The following is a 21165-nucleotide window of genomic DNA, read 5'->3' on the forward strand; positions in this document are numbered from 1 at the left end:
GAAAGTCAATCGTTCCGCCGCCCACGTCGACCACGAGATTCCACCCGCTCATCTCGAAGTCCTTGTGTGTGAGGCCGTAGTAGTAGAGGGCTCCGAGGGGTTGCACCATGACGGAGGCGTTCAGCACCGTTACGTGCCTTGCACCCACTTCAATATCTGGGCTGGTCACGGCGTGCCGACCGATGACCAGCTCGCGCAGGTGGTTCTCGTATTCGTCAAAGGTGTTGAGGGGGAGTCCTACGGTCAGGTGCTGAATCGTCATCTCTTTCGGATTGCCTTCATCGACCAGCATGTAGTGCATAGCCCCCTGCATGAGCGCGAGGTAGGAGGGAGAGGTGCAGTAGTCCTTCATGACGTGGCGTGGCTGGAGCCCCTTGAGGTGCATCTCGACCCCACGACCGGCAAAGTGTGGCACTCCATCGATTTCGCTGATGCATCCGTCGGCCCCAAGGGTGCCGGGTGCATGTCGGAAAGTCGCGCCCCCCCGCAAGGTGGCGGTGATCGACGGAAACAGGTCCGCATGGATGATCGGGACACCTCGTGCCACCTTGTGGCCACAGGTGAACTTGGTGTTGGCATAGCCCACGTCGATGGCTCGTGCGGGAACAGTGATCAGATGTGCGTCGCGTTTCATAGGTCTCTCTAGGTTTCTTGCCTGCACAAAATTGTGCTGCTGGGAATTCTGTTGGGGCCTTCGCACCTCTGCAAGCGATGCGGACCAGTTGTTGGCCACGGGAGGCCAAGTCGGGCCAATGCAGGCCACAAACTGCAACTCTTGCGAGGCGACCCTTGTCCACGCTGTTGTATTGGCCAGGGTGGGCCACCCGAGGCCACTGGCGACCACAAAGTGTTCGCCTGGGAGGCGGGTCCCGACAACAACGTCACAGTAGGGGCCGCAAGAGGCCATGGCAGGCCAGTGGCGGCTTCGACGCACAGTGCGCGCGCGGGGCTGAAGCTGGTTTCTTCGAAGGTGAGGCCACGGGTGGCCATGGACGGTCACGACGTGTGGGTCAGCCAAAGAATCGCGCCTCACTGCGGCGTGAACCATCCTGTCGAAACGCGCAATCAGGTGGCTCCATTTATGTAGGGAGCTAGGGGCAGGGCTGCCATTTCTTGTTGCCTCAATCGACGGATCGTTTTGCGCGTTCAAGTGTCGTGTTGACGGCAAGATATCAACAGGGCACTTTCAAACACCCCACTTTGGGTGTCTGCAGGAGTGGTGGCAACCAGAGTGATATGAAGGCTTCTGATCTGAATGGACTTTTTTGCCGTTTGGCATGAATGACACGCTGCGGGAGAGTGTTTTGCCATCTGTGGACAAGGGCTCGGGCAGACTGCGTTGAGCGGTACCTGTCCCCAACTGGTCCGCATCACAAGACAAGACTGCAAACAGCATCTACTATTCGCGCACCTGTACCTCTGGTACTTAGACATCCCAGTGATGTCCCACTCCCTACACAGGGAAAACCGCTAACCGACGCTTCACCATGAGTGTCCTAAGGCAACAAGCCGACTTCCCACATCGGAAGTCGCAAACCAAGACGGTGCTCTGTATGGAGCGTCGCAAAACAGGTCGAACAACGACCAGCTGCTGAGCCCGCGACGCGGTTCAGAAGTGGCGACCCCGAATGGGGGCTGCCCACAGCAAGCCAATCAGGTCTTCCTTCTTGGAAGCCGCCAGCCAACGCTCTGAGCTACGGAGCGGGTGTGGACGCGCAAGCGTATAGATCAACTCACGTTTTGACTTTGCTCTGACGACTACCTGCGGGTGGTTTGTCACAAGTACCTCCCGCCTGGCGCGTTAGCCGGGAGCCCTCAGGGCCTAAAAAGGGGCAGGTTGGACAAGCAGCAAAGGACAACGCCGCCAAATCAGTCTGGCGGTGAAGTGAGTTCACCCGGGTAGTGAATAACTACCCCGGTCTAGCCAGCCCACATGGCTCTGTCTGAAAAAGACAGTACCCCCCCAACGCCGTAACTGCGTTGGGGTGCTCATCCAGCAAGGATGGGGGTCACACGGGGATTCCACCTGTGCCGGCAGGACAGCTTGCTAACGAAAAACGGAAATCACCGAAGACTGACGTGCCATGCCCAGGGGCCTTGTACCGGGCGACCAGTAGCAAAAAGACGAATGAAAAGCCAGAGCGATCTGGCGGTTTGGGCCTGCCTGAAGGTTTAGGCATGCGGGTGCGTTGGGCGCCCGCAGGTGTTAACCCTCATCACGACGAAAGTCACAACAGGAGAAAGAGAAATGGCGAAAGCATCAGGCAATGGTCGCGGCAAACGTCGCGCACACCAAGTGAAGTCACGTGCGGAAACGCTCACCAGGGGCGGCCCGGGCAGTGCACAGCTGCGCGCCCAAGAAGCGATCAAGGGGCATCCCAACGACCCGCGGCGGCAGATGACGTATTTTCTGCAGGATCTGGACCTTCAGTCCTTCACCGGCCGCAAACGAGTCGTCGCTGAGAAGACTCGCACGGCGTTCGGACGCACTCTGATGAACATCATTCAGGATCTGCGAAAGCTGAACATGCCTATTCAGCGCATCGACGAGATTGGGCAGCGTCACGCTGTGGTGCTGACTGCGTACTGGGCAAATGATCTGGGTCACAGCAGCTCGACGATTCAAAATAAGTTGTCGGCGATTCGCAAGTTTTGCGAACTCATCGGCAAGATGGAAGCGATCCCGAAGCGCGAAAAGCTCTACGTGGCACTGGAGGCGAAAGGTGTTGAAAAATCCGCCGTGACGCGTGCGCAGGTGACTCACGGCAGCAAGAGCTGGAAGGCGGCCGGGGTGGATGCCCAAGCGATCATCGAAGTGGTCGCCGTCGAAAACCCTCAGGAGGCCATCCTGTTCGAGCTCGAACTGCACTTCGGCTTGCGCGTCAAAGAGGCGCTTTGCTTTCGCCCGCGTGAGGCCGAGCGCCGTGATGGCATTGCGATCAATCTGGGCACGAAGGGTGGTTTGGGCCGCTTTGTGCCCTTCATGAAGGATCCTGTGAAGCAAGCCAAACAGCGCGATGTTCTTGAGCGTGCGCGCGCCTGGGCTGACAAGCACAACAACAAAGGTGAGATGGGCTACGAGCGCATGACGATGGAAGAGGCGCGGACCAAGTACTACCACGTGCTGCGCAAGTACGGCATCAACCAGAAGGCTATGGGGGTCTCGAGTCACGGCCTGCGTCACCAGTTCGCAGCAGACATGTTCGAAGACATCACCGGCCACCGCCCGCCAGCTGAGGGTGAGGAAACGCTAGCGTGGTTCAAACAGAACCGTGAACTGGTTGACCACGCGTACAAGAAGGTGTCAGAGGCTCTGGGCCACTGGCGCAAGGACATCTCCACGGCCTATCTCAGCTCGGTCTCCATGATGAGCAAGCTGCAAAAGCTGCGCATCGAGAAGTTGATCGAGATGTTTCAGAACACGCCCGGCGTCGCCACGGGTTTGCTGATGCTTGGTGTGGAGCGTGCGTGGCTGACCGGGCGTGCAGCATTGGGGATCGAAATGCCACACAACGAGCGCATCGTTCTCACCGTGAACCTTGAGGAGGGGGTCAAGTTGGAAGTGCTCAAAGATGTCCACGCGCTGCTTCAAAAGTTGCTTCCCGGCCGCGTCCTCGTCGTCCCGCTCTTGGGCGGCGGCGTTCAGCCTGAGAACGGTGTTGAGGTGTCTCTGCGCTGATGAAGAAGGTGGGCAGGTGCAAGCCTGCCCACCGTATGGTGATGCACGATGCCTAGTTCTCAGAGCGCATTTATTCGACCTAAAGCGGGTTCTTTAGGCCGCGTGCTGTTCAATGAGCGACAAGGCTTCACGCTTGCCCATTGCAATTCTTCCCAAAATTTCCGGGACACGCGCAGCCCTTGGCGAGGCGCCGCCGGACTCCCACTTCCAGATGGACAAGGAAGAGACCCCCAGCAGCTGTCCCATTTGTTCCTGGGTGAAGCCGAGTCGGGCGCGTTGGGCTTTCAGACGCTCCGCAGTGAACGTCACCTTGCGACCTGGCTTTCCCCGGGGTGTATCGGAAGAGGGTTTGGCCGTCGGCGAAGCTTTGGCCAAGGAGCCAGAGGAGGAGGGCGCCGCGCGCAACTTCTCCAGTTTTTTCAAACTCGACTGAAGCGACTTGACCTCCTTCTTCAAGGACGAGATGTCGGATCGCTGGGTCGCGCCAAGCTTGCGCAGCGCCGTGATCTCCTCGCGAAGTTCCTTGCGGGCCACGCGGGCGATTTCTTTTTTGAGGGTTTCGGCAAAGGTGGTCATGCCCGCATCGTACGACAGAGCCCGCGCCGCATCCCCTATTTGTATGAAAGCCGGCGGATTTTTCTGGCCGGTGAGTCGGTATTGATAATGGGTGTTTTCAACACCAATTCGTTTGGACGCCCAGAATTTTCACACTGGCGGCATCAGCAAAGTGTGCCCCTATTGAAAGCCCCAGCTTAGGTCCGAGCGGCAGCGTTGGCCCGCGCCTGCACCTGGGCGCAGGCCTGCATCAGCTCATCGAAGGGCAGGGCATCACCCACCATGACCTCGTCCTCCAGCATCTTCGCGTAGTCAGCGGCCAGTGCGTCTCGCGCGGCCCCCTCGGGCACGATCCGCAACGCGCCCAGGACCGCGAAGGTGTAGTTGATGGTCTTGTCGTCGGCGGCCTTCTCGCTGAAGAACCAGGACTTGTGTTCCGCTACCTCCCGGGCCACGGCGCGATCAGCAATGACAGCATCAAAGTGTTCACTGCGCATGATGGCCGCCAGGTCGTGCCAATGGCGCGCGTACCGCTCACCCCGGATGCGTCCCTGCGCGCAGTAGACGTGTGTCGCTGTCGCCTTCTCCCAGAAGGTGCGTGCCACCCCCATCACCTGCGGTAATGCCTGGGGGAACGACACGCCATCGACATGGCCGGCCATATCGCAGATGACCGGCAGCACGCCGTGCGGCTCTCCGGTGGCCCGGCCACCAAACTCCAGCGTGATGACGGGTGAGACATACCCAGTGCCCTGCTTGATCGCTGGATAGTGCAGCAGGAGTGTGTCGTGCTCGGCACCTGCGATTTCCAGCGTTGCCCCAAGTCGCTCGCGCTCCAGCGCCGCTTGCAGATGTGGCTGTATGGCAGATCCGATCCATTCGGGGAGCCGATCCCTGACGGCCTTGCTCCATTTGCTGGCTTGGCTGCGGCTGGCCGGGAGAAAGTACTCTTCACCGGTGAGGTCCGCGATCAGTTTGCGGATGTCGTAGGTGAGGTCGATGTCCTCGGAGAACCGATCGATGATCTTGTACGCCTTGGAGAGCGATGTGCCACCCTTGAAGGTGAGGTCGGCTGCAAAAGTCGATTCAAACAAGGCGCCGAGCGTCCAGACGACCCACAGGTCCTTTTCCAGCAGATGGGCAGGCCTGCCCGTCTTCGCCCGGGCCTGCTCCAGAACTTCGTTCTGGTCCTCCTTGCTCAAGGAAAAGTAGTGCTCAGCCACGCAGCGTCTCTTCGCCGATGGCCCTGGCCATCCAGGAGGGCAACGCCGCTCGGGCCGCTGTCAGTGCCTGCCACTCGGAGGGCGGCAGCGTGCGATGCAGGGTGCTCAGCGATTCGCTCACGTGGGAGGGCCCCATCCAGGCCAAGGCGCGCACGGCGGAGCCGGCCGGACCTGGGCCAAGCGCCAGCATCCAGCGCGGTGCGTGTTTCACCATGACCTCGGAGCGACCGAGCTTGAGATGGCGGGTGCGGCCCGAGGTCAGGTACACCTCGCGAATCGGCACCTGTTGCGTCAGCCCCAGGGCATTGGCCGCATTGGCTCCGTGAGGCGAGACGATCTCGCCATGTTGGGCGGCCAGGGCCTGGACCACTTTTTCAGGTGATGGCGCACGCGTTCCGAACCGACTGGACACAGGCATGACGTACGTGCCCCGCGCCACACGCAGCAGCTTGCCCTCTTTGGTGAGGCGAGACAAAGCCTGATCGACCGCATCGCGACTACCCATGTGCAGAAATTCCTTGGGCGAGAGCACGCCTCCCTCGGGCAGGGACTTTGCGTGAAGCAGGATGAGCTCGGGCAGCGTGGCCATGATTGCGCAATTTTATCAGAATGGAGTATCAGTTTCTGACATTGGTCGCGGTGAGCGTTGTCCGCCATCCGGCGCATCTCCTGCTCACGGTTGACGCTGGACGCGACTCGTGGGACCCGGTGTCAAGCACGCTTAGGTGGTGAGTGCGATTCCGATTTTGGTTGGCGGTGTTTCACAGACTTTGCCGCCCTACGTTGCAGCGAACGGCGTGGCGGAGATCAACACAAAAACTCCCTTGGGTCCCTTGACTCTGGTGCTTTGTTTGGGAAGCTGAAGAGTGGAGGTCGATTGCACCTCTGCTCACAAACCAACCAAAGTGATTGACCCATGAAGAATGTTTTTCCCTGCCGCTGGAGCCTGACCATAGCGAGCGTCGCATTTGTCCTGAGTGCCTGTGGCGCAGCATCGAACGGCTATCCAACCAACGAAGACGTCAAGGCTTGGCACACTAGGACGGCCAGCAATGGCTACTTCAAGCTGCGCAGCGTTGAGATCACGAACCTCGACTGCACTACCCCGACCAGGAAGGAGATGGAGCAGCTGACCCGTGCGGCTGCCTTCATGGGCGCAAAGCCTGAAGAGGCGATCAAAGGGGCCGTCAAATGCAGCTACACAGTCAACGCCTCGTTCAACGGAGTAGATGAGCCGTTTCTCAAGACCCAAGGTTACGAGGTGAGTGGCCTCAAGCTCACGAATCAGGGATTCATGCGTGTGCCCAAGGGCGACGGCTACGAGTGGGAAGGCAGTACCCGTCGACTGCCGAAGAAGGCGGGATAACTCCAGGTCCTGCGGCACTGGGGCAAAAAAACTTGGGTAGCAGCCGCAAGTTGCCTAAAATCCAGTCCAAGGCGCCCGCCGTACTTGCACACGAGTAGAACCAGGTACTCCAAACATCGTCATTGATTTCCCTTTTGTGCCTCGTTGTCGGGGACTTAAACGCGTGCGTCTGACCCGACTCGTCGAGGTTAACCAAAGGAAAAATCATGACCTTGAAAGAGCTTGCGCACCTTGCGCAGCAAACCCTCCAGACCAACTCGGGCTGCCCCGTCAAGCGCAGCCATGTTCATGAACTGTTGGCTGCTGCGTTCGGCCATCGCTCATGGGCTGCGTTTCGAGCCGCTGCGGTGCTGGCAGATGCGGGTGTTGGAGACGGGCCGTCCGGCGCAACGTCCCAGTTGATCGGGCGAGCAGTCCAACTTGGCTACCACCAGCAGGCCGCGGCTGAGATGGTGCAGTCGTTTGTGGCGTTTATCACCGAACACCGACTCTCTTCTATCTCTTGGTCTGCGTTGGGGGCCTGGCTGGTCCTTTCAGTCACTGCTGAGGAGGAGGACGACGACAGCGACAACGGCTACGACCTGGAAGAAGACAACGACCAATTCGATGAGGATGGTACGGCAGTTCCGGAACTGGCGACGGGGACGTCACGTGAGCAGCTCATGCGCTCACCAATGCTGATGTCCAGCTTGGAGGCGGCGGCTGCGTCTTCTAACCTGCAGGCGCACTGTCTTCTCGCCGCGCTCTACCGCTGCCGCACCCCAAATCCTTACCTGTATGAGGAGTCGCTTAAAGGCCGAGCGCTCAATGCTGTCGAACGCGGTTGGGTCGATGACTACCTGCGACTAGAACCCCAGCACCGGAAGTACGAGGCGCATCTGAAAGCGGCAGCGCTGGGCGGCGTGCGGGCGGCGGCACTGGAGTACGGCACCCACTTTGAGAGCCGTGATTTCATTGCGCTCGCCGAGAGGCTCACCGGAGACGTTGATGCGTACATGATGGCGCGGGTCGCGACGACGCCAGAGGCGCGTGCATCATGGCTGCGTGTGGCGGCCGAGCGAGGAGTTCGTTCGGCACTGGAGGAACTTGCGTACCAAGGGGACGCTTGGGCAGAGGAGCGTTTTGCGGAGCAGGGAGATATCCACTGGCTGCGGATGGCCGCGGAGCGAGCGGTCGAGATCGGAGATGCGATGCGTGCGTGGACTTGGCAGTACCTTTCGCTCGAGCATGGGGTCGATCTCACCCGCTCAACCATGGCCGCATACCACGACGGTGGCCAGGAGGATGGGCAGTTCTACGACAGCGACTTCGGTGGGCCGATGTACGTCGGTGGTGACGAAGGACTGGTGCTGCCCACAGTGAGTCACGCCGAGCAGCAAGCTGCTAAAGCCCAGGCCAGGACGATCTTCGCCAAGCGGCCAAAAGGCGATGATCGTGCCTGGTCCAATCGGTGAGATTCCTAGCCGCTATGCGTCCTTGAGCTGCTGGCTCGTCGCAGCCATCGACGGTTGAAGCTCTCGGCCAATGGAGTGAGTTCACGGTGTGCCCGGTCGTTCGAGGCGACCCGGAAGCGGCGGATTCGTTTGCCCTCCGTGTTGACTGATGGTTTTTCTGGGCATTGCGTTGACCGATGTGGTCTTGGACGGCTGCATCTCCCAAGAGCCCGCGCCTGCCTTACGCAAGGGCGCGCTGGCTCCTCATATGTGTACAGTTGTGGTAGAAGCCCACGTAGATACGGCATTGCTAAGAAGAAGAGGAAGCCTTGAAATTTAGTGCTCTGGGGGGGCCACTCGCTTGACCGAATCGCTTGAAGACAAGGATCGAGCGCAGGCGTTTGAGTTTGCGACACGGTGCATCGCAATTGACCTGGAGGTCGGTAAAACCGACTCTCGAATTCACCAGATCGGCGCGGTGCGCCTTGGACCGCCGACATCGTCCACTAGAGAGTTTCACTTCTCCAAGGGGCCGTTGGGTCCATCACTTGACAGACTGGATCAGTTTTCATCCGGGTCCGAGTTTTCGCTTGGGCACAACTACATTGAGTTTGACCGGCAGCACCTGAGGGCGGCGAGTCCGCAGATGAAGGTATTGGCGAATCCGCCTTTGGATACGCTGTGGCTGAATCCGCTGGCTTTCCCGAGAAATCCGTACCACCACTTGGTCAAGCACTACCAAGACGGCCAGCTCAGAAGCGGTGAAAAGAACAACCCGGTAGCGGACGCCCGGTTGGCGCTGGAAGTCCTCATCGACCAGTTCAAGGCACTGCGCAAGGCCAATACCACCAACCCTGGACTGATCGCGGCATGGCACTGGCTGACCACGCGCGCTGACGACACCCAGGGGTTTGATGCCTTCTTTTGCGCTCTGCGCGGACAGGAGGCTCCCGATGCCGCCAAGGTGCGAGAGCACATCTGGTCATTGCTTGAGGGGAAGGCTTGCCATACGCATGGCCGTGAGGCTGCTCAGGACGCCGAAACATCTGGTTGGTCGCTGGCCTATGCATTGGCCTGGCTCTCGGTTGCCGGTGGTAACTCCGTTGTTCCGCCCTGGGTAAGGCACCAGTTCCCAAAGGTCGGGCAAATCATTCGCAAACTGCGTGATGTCTCTTGTACGGACCCGGGCTGTGGGTGGTGCTCGACGCGACATGACGCAACAAAGGAGCTCAGGCGTTGGTTTCCGGGCCTCGAGGAATTCAGGCCCGAGCCCGTTGACAACGATGGCAAGCCTTTGCAGCGCTCAATTGTGGAGAGCGCCATGCGCGCGGAGCATGTTCTTGCCATCCTTCCGACAGGCACCGGTAAGTCCATCTGCTATCAGATTCCGGCCTTGTCGCGATTTGAGAAGACGGGCGCGCTGACCGTTGTGATCTCTCCATTGGTAGCGCTGATGTCCGATCAGGTCAACGGCCTGGAAGCACGTGGGATCGGCTGCTCGGCCGCCATCAATGGTCTCCTGTCGATGCCCGAGCGGGCAGCGGTTCTGGAGCGCATACGGCTGGGCGATGTCGGCATCCTGATTGTTTCCCCAGAGCAGCTGAGAAATAGGACGCTACGCAATGTGTTGTCTCAGCGTGAGATTGGAGCTTGGGTGCTTGATGAGGCTCACTGCATATCCAAGTGGGGCCACGATTTCCGACCCGACTACCGATACGTGGGGCGCTTCATCAAGGAGAAGGCGGGCGAAGGGTCCATTCCTCCCGTTTTGTGTTTGACGGCCACGGCCAAGCCGGACGTCGTCAGGGACATGATTGACCACTTCTCAACCAAGGTTGGAGTCAATCTGAAACTGTTCGACGGGGGTGCGAGTAGAAGCAATCTCAGTTTTGCTGTGATGCCCACCACGCCGGGGGAGAAGCTGGGACATGTCGTCCAGGTGCTCAATCATGTCTTGCCGACAGAACAGCCGGGCGGAGCGATCGTCTACTGCTCCACGAGAAAGAAAACCGAAGAGGTCTCGGAGTTCCTTCAGAGGCAGGGGATCTCAGCAGGTTTCTTCCATGCCGGCCTGCAGCCGGAGACAAAGAAGTCGGTGCAAGAACGGTTTATCAAGGGCGGGTTGAAGGTCATTGCCGCAACCAATGCCTTTGGTATGGGCATCGACAAGCCAGACGTGCGGCTTGTGATTCACGCGGATATTCCTGGTTCGTTGGAGAACTATCTCCAGGAAGCGGGCCGCGCCGGCAGAGATAGAGAGCAAGCCGAGTGTGTACTGCTCTACACCCCCGAAGATGTTGAACGTCAATTTGGCATGTCGGCTCGGTCACGCCTAACGCAACGTGAAATCCAGACCGTCCTCAAATCCTTGCGCAGCCTGGACCGAAAGAAAAAGAAGGGGGGGGAGGTGGTGGCAACCTCAGGGGAGATTCTCACTGAGGACGGAGGCGCCGAGTTCGAGCGTGACACTGCCACGGACGACACCCGAGTTCGCACCGCAGTGGCATGGCTGGAGGAAGCGACGCTTCTGAAGCGCGATGAAAATCTCGTGACGGTGTTTCCTTCTTCCCTGAGGGTGCACTCGGTCGATGAGGCAAAGGAGCGTCTGGCCAAGGCTCCCATCTTTGAGGGGTATCGAATCCAGCTCCTGGAGATTGTTCAGGCCTTGATTGAAGCCGACAAGGACGAAGGAATCTCGACCGACACGCTGATGAGCACCACGGGTCTGACGTCGGAGAAGGTCAGAAGTGCCATGCGTGACCTGGAAACCTATGGAATCTCCAGCAACGACATGGGGCTTACCGCATTCGTCCACGTTGGGGTGGCAGGTGCCTCGACGTCTCGCTTCGAACGGGCCGACAGCCTTGAAAAATCCATCATTGCTGGAATGAAGCTGGAGGCTCCTGATATGGGCAAGGGAGACTCCTCAGTTCTCCAGGTGCGGCAGATGACCCAGTATCTAAAGGATCAGGGCCACAGCAAGGCACTGCCTGAGCATGTTCGCAAGATCATCAAGGGCCTCTCCGAGGATGGTCGAGGGGAGGGGGGCGTTGGGAGTATTCGACTCCGAAGTCTTGACAGCGAAACGATTGAAGTCACTCTGCAACGCGAATGGAGGTCGCTGGAGACTACGGCGGATTTGCGTCGTTTAGCAGCAAAGAGACTGCTTGACCATCTTTTGGAGCGCGTTCCTCAGGGAACAAAGGGCAGTGACCTGTTGGCAGAAAGCACCTTCGGCGATCTGGAGCGGGCGATGCTCGATGACTTGCATCTGAAAGCAACCATCCGCGATCCAGGTCGGCTACTGGACCGCGCACTTATGTGGATGCATGAACAAGAAATTCTGAGATTGAACAAAGGCTTGGCTGTATTCAGACCTGCCATGACGATTCATTTGGAGCAAGGGTGGAGACGTTTCACCAAGACGGATTTTGAGCCTCTTGAGCTGCACTACGAAGAGCAGGTGCTTCAGGTGCATGTCATGGACGAGTATGTCCAGCGTGGACTGAAAAAAATGGCCGACGCCATGCGGCTTTCGATGGATTACTTCCACTTGGAGCAAGAAGAATTCCTGAAGCGTTGGATGCCCAACCGAGAAAAGGAGCTTCGGCGCCAGACCACGCCTGAGTCGTGGAGAAAGATCGTTGAGGTACTGGGAAATCCTGTTCAGAAGGAGCTTGTGGCAGACGACCGTGAGCAAACCAACGTATTGGTGCTTGCGGGCCCCGGCTCTGGCAAGACCAAGGTCTTGGTTCACCGGATCGCCTACTTGATCCGTGTGCGCCGCGAAAAACCTGATGGCATTCTGGCGCTGACCTATAACCGCCATGCCGCCGTTGAGATTCGCCGGCGCTTGCGCGATCTGATCGGAGAGGACGCACGGGGCGTGCTGGTGATGACTTGTCACGCCATGGCGATGCGCCTGGTCGGGGTCAGCTTTGCAAACAAGAGCGACTCGACCCAGTCGGATGTCTTCAGGCAGGTCCTTCTCGATGCGATCGCGCTGCTCAAGGGTGATGGTCTGCCACCAGATGAGGCAGACGAGCAGCGCGATCGCCTTTTGGCCGGGTTTCGACGAATTCTGGTGGACGAGTACCAGGATATCGGGCAGGAGCAGTATGAGCTCATCTCCGCTTTGGCCGGCCGCAACCGCAAGGACGATGAGGGCAAGAACACGCTGTTTGCCGTTGGTGATGACGATCAGAACATCTATGCCTTCAACGGTGCATCGGTTGACTTCATTCGACGCTTTGAGTCCGACTACGAAGCGCGACCGATGTTTTTGATTGAGAACTACCGTTCGACAGGTCATGTTGTCGGAGCGGCCAATGCTGTGATTTCGCCGAGTCGGGGGCGGATGAAAGTTGAGCATCCCATCGAAGTCAATCGCTCGCGGCAACGGGATCCATTGGGTGGTGAATGGACACAAAGAGACCCCGTCGCGCAAGGTCGCGTTCAGCTGCTGGCAATACCGCCTGGGGAGATGGGTCCGATGGTCTGTCAGGCCGTCGGTCTTATGAACGAGTTTGATCGCCTGAGGCTGCTCGATCCAGAATGGAAATGGTCCCTATGTGCAGTGATAGCTCGCGAGTGGAAGTATCTGGATTCGGTCCGAGCATGGTGCGAAATCAATGGTGTGCCGGTTCAGGTGGCCAACGAAGATGCCATGAAAATATGGCGTCTGCGTGAGACGCAGGCGCTGGTGAAGTGGATTCGTTCGCAGTCGACACAGCAGTTGTCCTTGGACGAAGTCTTGTCTTGGGTCGCTCGGCATCCAGGCAATATTTGGTGGCTCATGCTCAAGGAGGCCATTGATGCCTACGGTCTGGATGTATCGGGTATGCAGCTTCCCGGAAACCACCTGATTGACTGGCTCGCTGACTGGGGGCGAGAGGTAAGACGCAAGCAGACGGGAGTTTTGCTTTTAACCGCCCATCGCGCGAAGGGCCTTGAGTTTGACCATGTTGGAGTCCTCGACGGAGGATGGGACCGAGAGGATCGCGGTGCCGAACCAGACGAGACGCGTCGGCTGTTCTACGTGGCAATGACCCGTGCCAAGAGGACCTTGGTGGTAGCGCAGTCGGGGGCGCGCCATCGATTCTCTGAAGAACTTGCGACGAGTCGACATGTGTGCCGGCGCGAGAGTCACTTGGACGATGTGCCTTTTGGAGTCGCCAGGAGCTACGTTGCACCGTCTCTTCGCGACATCGATCTGGGGTACTCGGGTCGATACGCCTCGACGCATCGGGTGCATCGAGACATCGCGAAACTTGGCAGCGGTGACGCGCTTCAACTCGTTCGAGATCAGGATGTCTGGATGTTGGTGAGTCCAGAGGGTGCGCCAGTGGGGCGCATGGCACGCGCTTTTGTACCACCGGTGGGAAAGGCATGCCTTGAGGTCAAGGTCTTGGCAGTACTCACCCGGACCGTCGCCATGGTTGAGGAGAGTTACAGGCCCACGATCAAGACCGAGGAATGGGAGGTTGTGGTGCCTGAGCTGGTTTTTGCTTGAACTGAGGCAGGCGAGCCCTGTGGCGCAAGGGATGTCTCGAAAACACCGATTATCGAAACAAAGCCGGCAAACCCGAGATTGGGTATTCGACCTGTTTCGGCCCGCCGCTCTCATTTGCAGCTTCATAGCTGTAGTACCGTTGTGCAGCGACCGCCGTCGGTCGCGGCCGGGAGCCGAGTGCACGGTGCCTGGTACGAAGCTGTAATCCACTTACCCTGCAGCGCAGCAGCATCGATGGCCCATATCATGGGGACTGCAGTCATCCAGCTTGGCAGGCCGCAGGTACCCCTTCAAATCGCGGTGGAATGTCAGCTGTTCAAAGGGCTGAACTCGCACTGTCGACCCAAAGCAGCCATGGATGCAGGTGGAGCTTCCCGCAGCACAAAGAATGGCGGCCGGGAATCATTCAAGTCCTCAGGGTTGTCGTGCTGTGTGCAGCCTTCGACGCCCCGCTTTCGCGGGGCGTTCTCTTTACGACCTCGACCCTAACGGCCGGAGCCGGGCGCCAGAAGGCGGCTGAAACTAGGCCGACCGCTTAGGGGGCCTTGCCGTGTCCGGGCACGCCAGGTGCCGGTGAGCGGCCGCTGCCGGACACCTTGCCGGTTGTGCTGGTTCGCCCGCCCCAGCCCTTGCCACCACCCTGGGTGCCGCCGCCTCCCCCGCCGTTTCCGCCTTTGCCGCCGCCTTGGGCACCGCCTCCCCTGCCACCACCTGCACCACCTTTTGCCATGAAAATCACCTCTTACGACGCCCCGAGCCGACCGAATGGCAGCGTTCTTGTCGGGCGTCGGGATTGATCTTGCAAGGAATGAAGTTGATCGACAGAGGAAACGTGGAAACGCATCTGCCAACCGTTGGCCAGATCCTGCAAAGCGGGCTGAGCCAGCCACTTGAGCTGCTCACCCTGCGTCGCTCGATGGAACTGTTCCCAACCTCCCTGGGGCTTCAGCCGCTCGAAGCCGGCCTTCCGTCTGACGACTTCCTTGCCAACTTCCTTAGTGGTCGCCGAACGTACTTGGCCATCATTCGCGAGGGTTTCGGTAAGGATTTCAAGAACTTTCAGAACTACGCGCTCCAGAGGGTGGAGACGAGGCCGGAGGTTCGCGAGCGGCTGCTGAAAGCCCTGGATGGAAACGAACACCTTCTGGCAACGCTGGCCAATGGAATGCGTGAGGGTGTCTTGGTCGCGCAGCTTGCACAGCTCACCCGGTCGGCGGAGGGCACCGTGTACCAGGTGATGCGAACACTCTCGGCTGGATCGCTGAAGTGCCCACATTGCCAGGCGGAATTGATTTCCAGGCCAGCACAATGGTGGGGTGAGCAGGACTGCGAACTGGGGGAGGCTGAGCATCGGTTTGTCGACCGGATCCTGTACGACGTACTGGCCATAACCTTACTCCCCTTGGTCTTCAGGTCTAACTGGGTCCAGAAGGAACACGTCGTAGCGGATCTGGCTGCCATGTGCGATGCCGGAGCCCACGTCTTCAGAAACTGGCTCGACTCTGTTCGGCGCGCCTACCGAGCAAAGGATTTGGCGGCGCTGGCCACCCGAGCGGGGCTGAGTGGCCCCTCCCCGGACAGCCACCTGCAGCGATGCGGACGAGGTGACATGCTCACGGTCAATACGATCCAAGAGGTTACCGCGCGGTTGCCGGATCCAATGCCGCTGCGAAACCTTGGCATGCGCACACGTGCAGTGGCCTTTGCTATCGACTTCCTTGTCGCTACGGACAGTGCCGCATCTCCCTTGGACTGGTCTGCCGCTCAGGCTGTCGTCAAGGCTCGGATCCTCCAGTTATTTCAGGACCTGAAATTAAGCTTCGCGAAGGACGTTCGACGGGCCATGCCATCAGCCGACATGCTGACCTGATTTCGATCCAAAACGACTGCTTCTGGCCGCTAGTGTGAGTGCAAGGCTGCGTCAGAAAGCTGACTTCAGATGCACTAGCCAGTGCCGCCCAAGTTCATCTGTCGAAGAGGTCCGCGAACTGGCACTGCCGGCCAGGAGCGGACGTTTGCGGACGACAGCTTGCCGGGTGTACCTGGTGGCCACGCGCGTCGCACGGCGAGCGGCGCAGCACGGGTTTTGCGCTAGCGGGATCCTTGGATCCTTGAACTTGGTCAGCATGATCTAAGAACTTCCACAGCAGCTTGGGTTTACGGTCTGTGCTGCGCTTGTTCTACGCCACCGGCCTGCAGATTCCCTGCCTCCCCTCTGCGAGAATAGAAGCGGCCGACCGATCCGCGCAGCCCGGCCGCGAACCTGCCTCGCGCCGGCCGCCCATCCACGATAAACACCGACATCTGATGAACACAATGCTCGCAGGCAAGCGGAAGACGGAACTCGGTCACTCGGACAATAAGGAAATTCCCATCAAGTCGATTCTGGGGATCCGAATCGAGCGCTTCCGCTCGTTTCGAGGGCAGTCTCTGGTCATGGGCGAGCACGTCACCGTCCTGTCTGGCCGCAATGGGACGATGAAGACCTCCTTGATGGGCTTGCTCGCGCATCCGTTCTCGAGCGAGGCCAAGGACGCCTTCGGGTCGGACTTGAAGACGACCCTTCAGGAGGTGTTCAAGCTTTCCCCCGAGTTCGACAAGGAAAACTACTTATACGACCTCGTGTTGCGCACCGGGGCCGATGAAACGTTGAGCGAGCCGGTCTCGATCTACCGTGTTGAGGAAAACACGAACCGCCACAGGGTCGTCGTCTCAGGGGCGGAGAAGGGAGACGGCAACTTCGCCTACAACACCTCGTTCCTGAACCTCAAGCGGCTGTTCCCCTTGGTCGACACCAAGGCGGTCCCTGCGACCGACGGATCGTTTGACCTGTCCATCGCAGAGGCGGCCGACCTCAAGGACTTCTACGAGACCGTCTTCCCCAGCTCCGACTACGAGGCCTTCGTCCCGGTCCATCAGAAGAAGGTCAAGACGACCTTCGCCCTGGCAGGAGCCAGCGCGAAATACAACTGGCAAGCCATCTCCTCTGGGGAAGACAACCTGGGGGCGATCTTCAACCGCCTCCTCGGCTTTCAAAGGGCCTTCGCCAAAGGGCAGACGACTGGCAACGGCATCCTGTGCATCGACGAGTTCGAGAGCAGCTTGCACCCAGTGGCGCAGCTGCGCCTGCTGGACTACCTCTACCGATGGAGCGCACGGTACCGGGTTCAAGTCGTCATCTCGACCCATTCGCTACATCTGATTCAGCATTTGTATTTGAAGCACGCGCCCAACCTCTCGGCGGGCCGGATCATTGTGAACTTCATCAGCAAGTCCAACGCGAGCCAATACAACTTCCCGATCCTCCAGAATCCATCCTACGACTTGGCCTACAAGGAGCTAACCCTTACCAGCCCCGCAAAGATCGCCGCAGCGCGCAAGGTCAAGGTCTTCTGCGAGGATGAATACGCTATCCATTTTGCAAAGCGGTTGATCAAATCGCAGGAGGTTTTGAAGGCGGTGGAGTTCCACAGTTCGCTTGATCCGGGCGGCGACAACCCCGGCACCAGTTGGTCGTCCCTGCGCGCGCTCTGCGCCCAATTCCCGCTGCTGCTGCAAGGCTCTCTCGCGCTGTTCGACGCCGATGTAAAAGCGTCCCAGCTCGCCAAGGTCAAGAACGTGGACCTCTACCTGACGTTGCCCGACGGCGACTCGCTAGCAATCGAGAGAAGGATCATCATCTACATTCTCGGCCTGGGTAACGACGATCCGTTTTTCAAGAAGTTCGACCAGGAGCGGGAGTCCTTCATGGACGATTTCAAAAAAGCGGGCGTCAAGTCTTTGACGATCGCCGACGTAATGGACGAGGCCAAAACCTCCATCGAAAGATGCAAGGCGTGGGCGGACTCCGACAAGGCCAAATTCAAGCGCTGCATCACCGACTATTGCGACCATTCGTCCCTGAAAGACGAATTCCGCTTGAAGTTCGTAGAACGTATCAACACGATCAATCAGCAGGTCGGCCTGCCGAGCATCCACTGACCCGAATCCCCGGGGCGACCTCACGATGTATTCAAACAAGCTCTACACGCCACTACGCTATCCCGGCGGCAAGGCACGCTTCGCGCCTTTCATTGCCGAGACGATGCAGGCGAACGGCTTGGATGGCGGGCATTATCTGGAGCCGTATGCGGGCGGCGCCGGTGTCGCATTGGAGCTGCTCTTCCACGGGCACGCATGTCATGTCCACATCAATGACCTCGACCCGGCGCTCAACGCCTTCTGGGTCAGCGCGACGCGCCACCCCGAGGAGTTACTTCGACTGCTTCACGACACTCCCGTCGACATGGAGCAGTGGTTCCGGTGGAGGGGGGTCTTGCGCGGCGAGACCGAGGCGACGCTGGTCGAGAGGGGGTTTGCGACCCTGTACATGAACCGGACCAACCGCTCCGGGATCCTAAAGGGCGGAGTGATCGGGGGCATGGCCCAAGCGGGCGAATACAAGCTCGATGCGCGGCTCGACAAGGCAGCGCTAAGCGCGCGCATCGAGCGTATCGCGGTGCGCGCCGACGACATCACCGTCTACTGCGAAAATGCGTACGACTTGCTGGCCAGATGCAACGACTTCCTTCCTACTGCGTCGCTGATCTACCTTGACCCGCCCTACTATGTGAAAGGCCGTGGGCTTTACCGGAATTTCTACCTGCACGAGGACCACTTGGCTATCGCCAAGCTACTGCAATCGAAAAAGTTCGTCAGGTCTTGGGTCGTCTCGTACGACAACGCAGAAGAAATTTGCGCCATGTATCAGATGAGCCAGGGGCTGACCTATTCCCTGAACTACACGGCGCAGAAGCGCTATGTAGGCAGCGAAGTGATGTTCTTCAGCCGTGACTTGGCTATCAACGAGGAAAGCATCCCTCAGTCTAAAGCGGTTGCTTGAGCGCGCAAGACGGCGCGGCACTTCCTGTCAACGTGCGCCTTGCTGATGCATCGAACGACCGGTATCAGGCGCTCTGATCTGGGCTTCGACCGGCTGCTGTGGGTCGACAAAAGTCGGTCGCCTTGGCGGGTAGGAGTCGCTCGGCACGTCGTGCGGCCCATCGCTGTTAAGCGGCCACTGCAGAAGGTGCAGCGGTCGATCGCCGCGCAGGATGACGAATGGCAGGTTCCGGCGGCAGCTGTCATTCGGCTGCAAAACCTGACCGGCTGCAGCCAGTCTTGAGGTGCCGTTGAACGCTTCAACAACGTTTCCAACATGCCTGGATGTATGGCATGTGAGTCGGACTTGGCCGGTGCTCAGCTATCGTACAAACTGGTCGACGTAGTCCGCACCCAGACCGACCTGCGTGTAGTGCTTGCGAGACATCTCGAGCTTCGTGAACACGTCTTCATAGCCGCTAGCAGATCTCGGAGGGTTACTTCATGACGGAACGCCACCAGCTGCTGTGAACTCCACGCCGAGACGGACTGTCATCGTTTTACTGATTGACGACGATCCCTCGCTGCTCCAGGCCCTCGGAGCAGTGCTCAAAGAAGCAGGCCACGAGGTGGTCGCAGTGGACAACGCAGAGTCCGGGTTGACAGCGTTTGAAAACAGCTTGGACTCTAGGCCATTCGATATTGTTTTAACCGACTTGGGTATGCCCGGTCTTGATGGTCGAGGGGTGGCGTTGCGGATCAAAGCGATGTCGCCGGAGACACCTGTCGTCATGATCACTGGGTGGGGGCGCAGGATGGAAGAAGACGGCGAGAAGCCGCCCCATGTGGATTTGCTTCTGAGCAAACCTCCACAACGCGCTGTATTGCTGGATACGATTGAAACTCTGACTTCTGGGAAGCCGTAGGCAGAGACATGGCGGAAGTCCAACCGCCTCAGAACGACATCAAGCCCCGGAGTGGGTCAATAGCAACCAAGCTACCTGAACCACAAGCAGTAGGAGCTTGCGCGGGCGTCGAATTGAGTGGTGTCAGCTTGGAAAACCTACATTTCGGTGCACGCGGCGACTGCTCGTCCTCATCATTTGTTCGCTTCTGTTCCTGCAGGGCTTTGCGGCTGGCAGGAGCGTTGCCGCGCCACGCTTCATACAAGGCATGATGGCCATGGCGGACGACGCAGGCGAGCTGGAAGTGAACCTCTCCGAGATTCAGGAAGCGCGCGGGAAACGGCAGTCTCGTTTGGGCCAGCGTGCACAAGTATCGATCAGCGTTTCAAACGCTCCTCTAAAAAGTCCAGTCGGTCCTGCCCCCAGAAGCGTTCTCCATCGACGATGAACGTAGGTGCACCGAAAACGCCCGACTGCACGGCCCGCTGCGTGTTCTTCTCTAGCCGCCGGATGGTGTGTGGGCTCTGAGCCTGTTTCACCAACGCCTCACCATCCAAGCCGAGACCATTGACTAAGTCAACTAGGGTAGGCCAGTCCGCGATGTCGCGGTCTTCGCACCAGATGGCTCGCAGCACGGCGTGCGATAGCGTCAGCGTGTCCAGGCCACCCTCTCCCGCTGCGATCAGCAGACAACTCGCAGGCACGCGGTCTACCGGGTAGTACCTCGGGGTAAGGTTGAGGGGAACCTCCAACCTGCTGGACCAGCGAGCAAGCTCCAGTTGCCGGTAGCTCTGACGCGCGGGCGAACGCTGGGGAAACGGCGTACCGCCAGTGGCTGCGAAGACCTCCGACAAATCCATCGGTATCAATTCCACCTGCGCACCGCTGCGTTCCAGCAGGCCAAGGAATCGAGCACTGCCCAGCCAAGTCCATGGGCTGGCTACGCTGAGCCAGTACTTGCGTATTTCGGGCTTCTTGGACATCAAGTTCGACATCGTTGACACCGTGTTCGGCACCGCAGTCAGTGGGCTTCTTTCACCTTCCTAGAGAACTCCCAGCGGGCCTTGGATTGTTGACAACTCACTGGTTGGGCTGAGTGGTGTCCTTGATCCTGCCAGGCGCCGCAGGCTTGCCTGCACCACGTCGCTGTCCGCCCCAACTTGCTCTGCCTTCCCAGGTGCAAATCCAGGCCTCTGCTCTGGCCGTGGCAGGGGTGAGCAGGTGCACTGATCCTCCAATGGCCTGCGCCACATCTACCCCTTTGTCCCCGTACATGACCTGGAGCAGAGCGGGCAGCAGACGGACTTCACCCTTGCGACCATCAGCCTCCAGCTGTTGCGACAGAGCAGGCCGGCGCTCCTTCAACCAGCTGCCAAGTCCTGATGGCGGCACCATGACCGCCAAGCTGAACTCGGACTCGTGAAACTGCCATTCCTCGGCGCTCACCAGGCGGCTCAGTTCCTTCTCAAAAGCGGGTCGCAACCGCTGTACCTGTTTGTGGGTGGCCACGGCGCAAAGTGGAGCACCTTCCCTGTCCCGAGACGTGGAGTTGGTGGAATGGTTCTCGCACACGCCGCGCGAGCGCTGCGGCAGCCAGCAGTACCGACAGAATGCGTAGAGCGGCGTAGCGAC

At 59.2% G+C, this 21165-nt stretch carries 13 protein-coding genes and 2 pseudogenes; 8 read left to right on the forward strand and 7 right to left on the reverse strand.

Annotated elements, in window-relative coordinates:
• A pseudogene (locus ACN4F8_RS13515) lies at nt 1–634 on the reverse strand (hypothetical protein); the annotation flags it as partial.
• A 1614-nt stretch (nt 635–2248) separates the two neighbouring features.
• On the opposite strand from ACN4F8_RS13515, the gene ACN4F8_RS13520 reads away from it, so the two are divergent.
• Nucleotides 2249–3679 (forward strand): hypothetical protein, encoded by a 1431-nt coding sequence (locus ACN4F8_RS13520; protein ID WP_419474075.1) that lies wholly within the window; start codon nt 2249–2251, stop codon nt 3677–3679.
• A gap of 93 nt (nt 3680–3772) precedes the next feature.
• Here the strand turns inward: ACN4F8_RS13520 and ACN4F8_RS13525 are convergent, their stop codons facing one another.
• The 3 genes from ACN4F8_RS13525 to ACN4F8_RS13535 all read right to left on the reverse strand — a co-directional run bounded on the left by ACN4F8_RS13525 (nt 3773) and on the right by ACN4F8_RS13535 (nt 6046).
• On the reverse strand, nt 3773–4255 hold the full coding sequence (locus ACN4F8_RS13525; protein WP_419474076.1) for a helix-turn-helix domain-containing protein: 483 nt from the start codon (nt 4253–4255) through the stop codon (nt 3773–3775).
• A 176-nt stretch (nt 4256–4431) separates the two neighbouring features.
• Entirely contained in the window at nt 4432–5457 is a 1026-nt protein-coding gene (locus ACN4F8_RS13530; RefSeq protein WP_419474077.1) for a nucleotidyl transferase AbiEii/AbiGii toxin family protein, read from the reverse strand.
• Nucleotides 5450–6046 (reverse strand): DUF6088 family protein, encoded by a 597-nt coding sequence (locus ACN4F8_RS13535; protein WP_419474078.1) that lies wholly within the window; start codon nt 6044–6046, stop codon nt 5450–5452. Before ACN4F8_RS13535 ends, ACN4F8_RS13530 begins: the two co-directional genes overlap by 8 nt.
• A 327-nt stretch (nt 6047–6373) precedes the next feature.
• On the opposite strand from ACN4F8_RS13535, the gene ACN4F8_RS13540 reads away from it, so the two are divergent.
• The 6 genes from ACN4F8_RS13540 (at nt 6374) to ACN4F8_RS13565 (ending at nt 18650) form a co-directional block, all read left to right on the forward strand.
• Entirely contained in the window at nt 6374–6823 is a 450-nt protein-coding gene (locus tag ACN4F8_RS13540; protein WP_419474079.1) for a hypothetical protein, read from the forward strand.
• A 206-nt stretch (nt 6824–7029) separates the two neighbouring features.
• Entirely contained in the window at nt 7030–8277 is a 1248-nt protein-coding gene (locus tag ACN4F8_RS13545) for a hypothetical protein (RefSeq protein WP_419474080.1), read from the forward strand.
• Nucleotides 8278–8617: 340 nt separating this feature from the next.
• Nucleotides 8618–13768, forward strand: coding sequence for a RecQ family ATP-dependent DNA helicase (locus ACN4F8_RS13550; protein ID WP_419474081.1), 5151 nt, complete (start codon nt 8618–8620; stop codon nt 13766–13768).
• Between the two features lie 685 nt (nt 13769–14453).
• Nucleotides 14454–15638, forward strand: coding sequence for a hypothetical protein (locus tag ACN4F8_RS13555; RefSeq protein ID WP_419474082.1), 1185 nt, complete (start codon nt 14454–14456; stop codon nt 15636–15638).
• A gap of 437 nt (nt 15639–16075) precedes the next feature.
• On the forward strand, nt 16076–17749 hold the full coding sequence (locus ACN4F8_RS13560) for an AAA family ATPase (RefSeq protein WP_419474083.1): 1674 nt from the start codon (nt 16076–16078) through the stop codon (nt 17747–17749).
• A 25-nt stretch (nt 17750–17774) separates the two neighbouring features.
• Nucleotides 17775–18650, forward strand: a complete 876-nt coding sequence (locus ACN4F8_RS13565) for a DNA adenine methylase (protein ID WP_419474084.1) — start codon at nt 17775–17777, stop codon at nt 18648–18650.
• A 360-nt stretch (nt 18651–19010) separates the two neighbouring features.
• Here the strand turns inward: ACN4F8_RS13565 and ACN4F8_RS13570 are convergent.
• A pseudogene (locus ACN4F8_RS13570) lies at nt 19011–19109 on the reverse strand (cupin); the annotation flags it as partial.
• 46 nt (nt 19110–19155) lie between these two features.
• Between ACN4F8_RS13570 and ACN4F8_RS13575 the strand changes: the two are divergent.
• Nucleotides 19156–19554, forward strand: a complete 399-nt coding sequence (locus ACN4F8_RS13575) for a response regulator (protein WP_419474085.1) — start codon at nt 19156–19158, stop codon at nt 19552–19554.
• Nucleotides 19555–19910: 356 nt separating this feature from the next.
• Here ACN4F8_RS13575 and ACN4F8_RS13580 read toward each other — a convergent pair whose 3' ends face one another.
• Both ACN4F8_RS13580 and ACN4F8_RS13585 read right to left on the reverse strand, forming a co-directional pair.
• The gene (locus tag ACN4F8_RS13580) at nt 19911–20516 is read right to left on the reverse strand and encodes a 2-hydroxychromene-2-carboxylate isomerase (protein ID WP_419474086.1); all 606 of its coding nucleotides are present in this window, start codon (nt 20514–20516) and stop codon (nt 19911–19913) included.
• A gap of 97 nt (nt 20517–20613) precedes the next feature.
• A partial coding sequence (locus tag ACN4F8_RS13585) for a hypothetical protein (RefSeq protein WP_419474087.1) occupies nt 20614–21165 on the reverse strand: 552 nt, incomplete at its 5' end.

Source organism: Hydrogenophaga sp. (assembly GCF_048549895.1).
Classification (GTDB): Bacteria; Pseudomonadota; Gammaproteobacteria; order Burkholderiales; family Burkholderiaceae_C; genus Hydrogenophaga.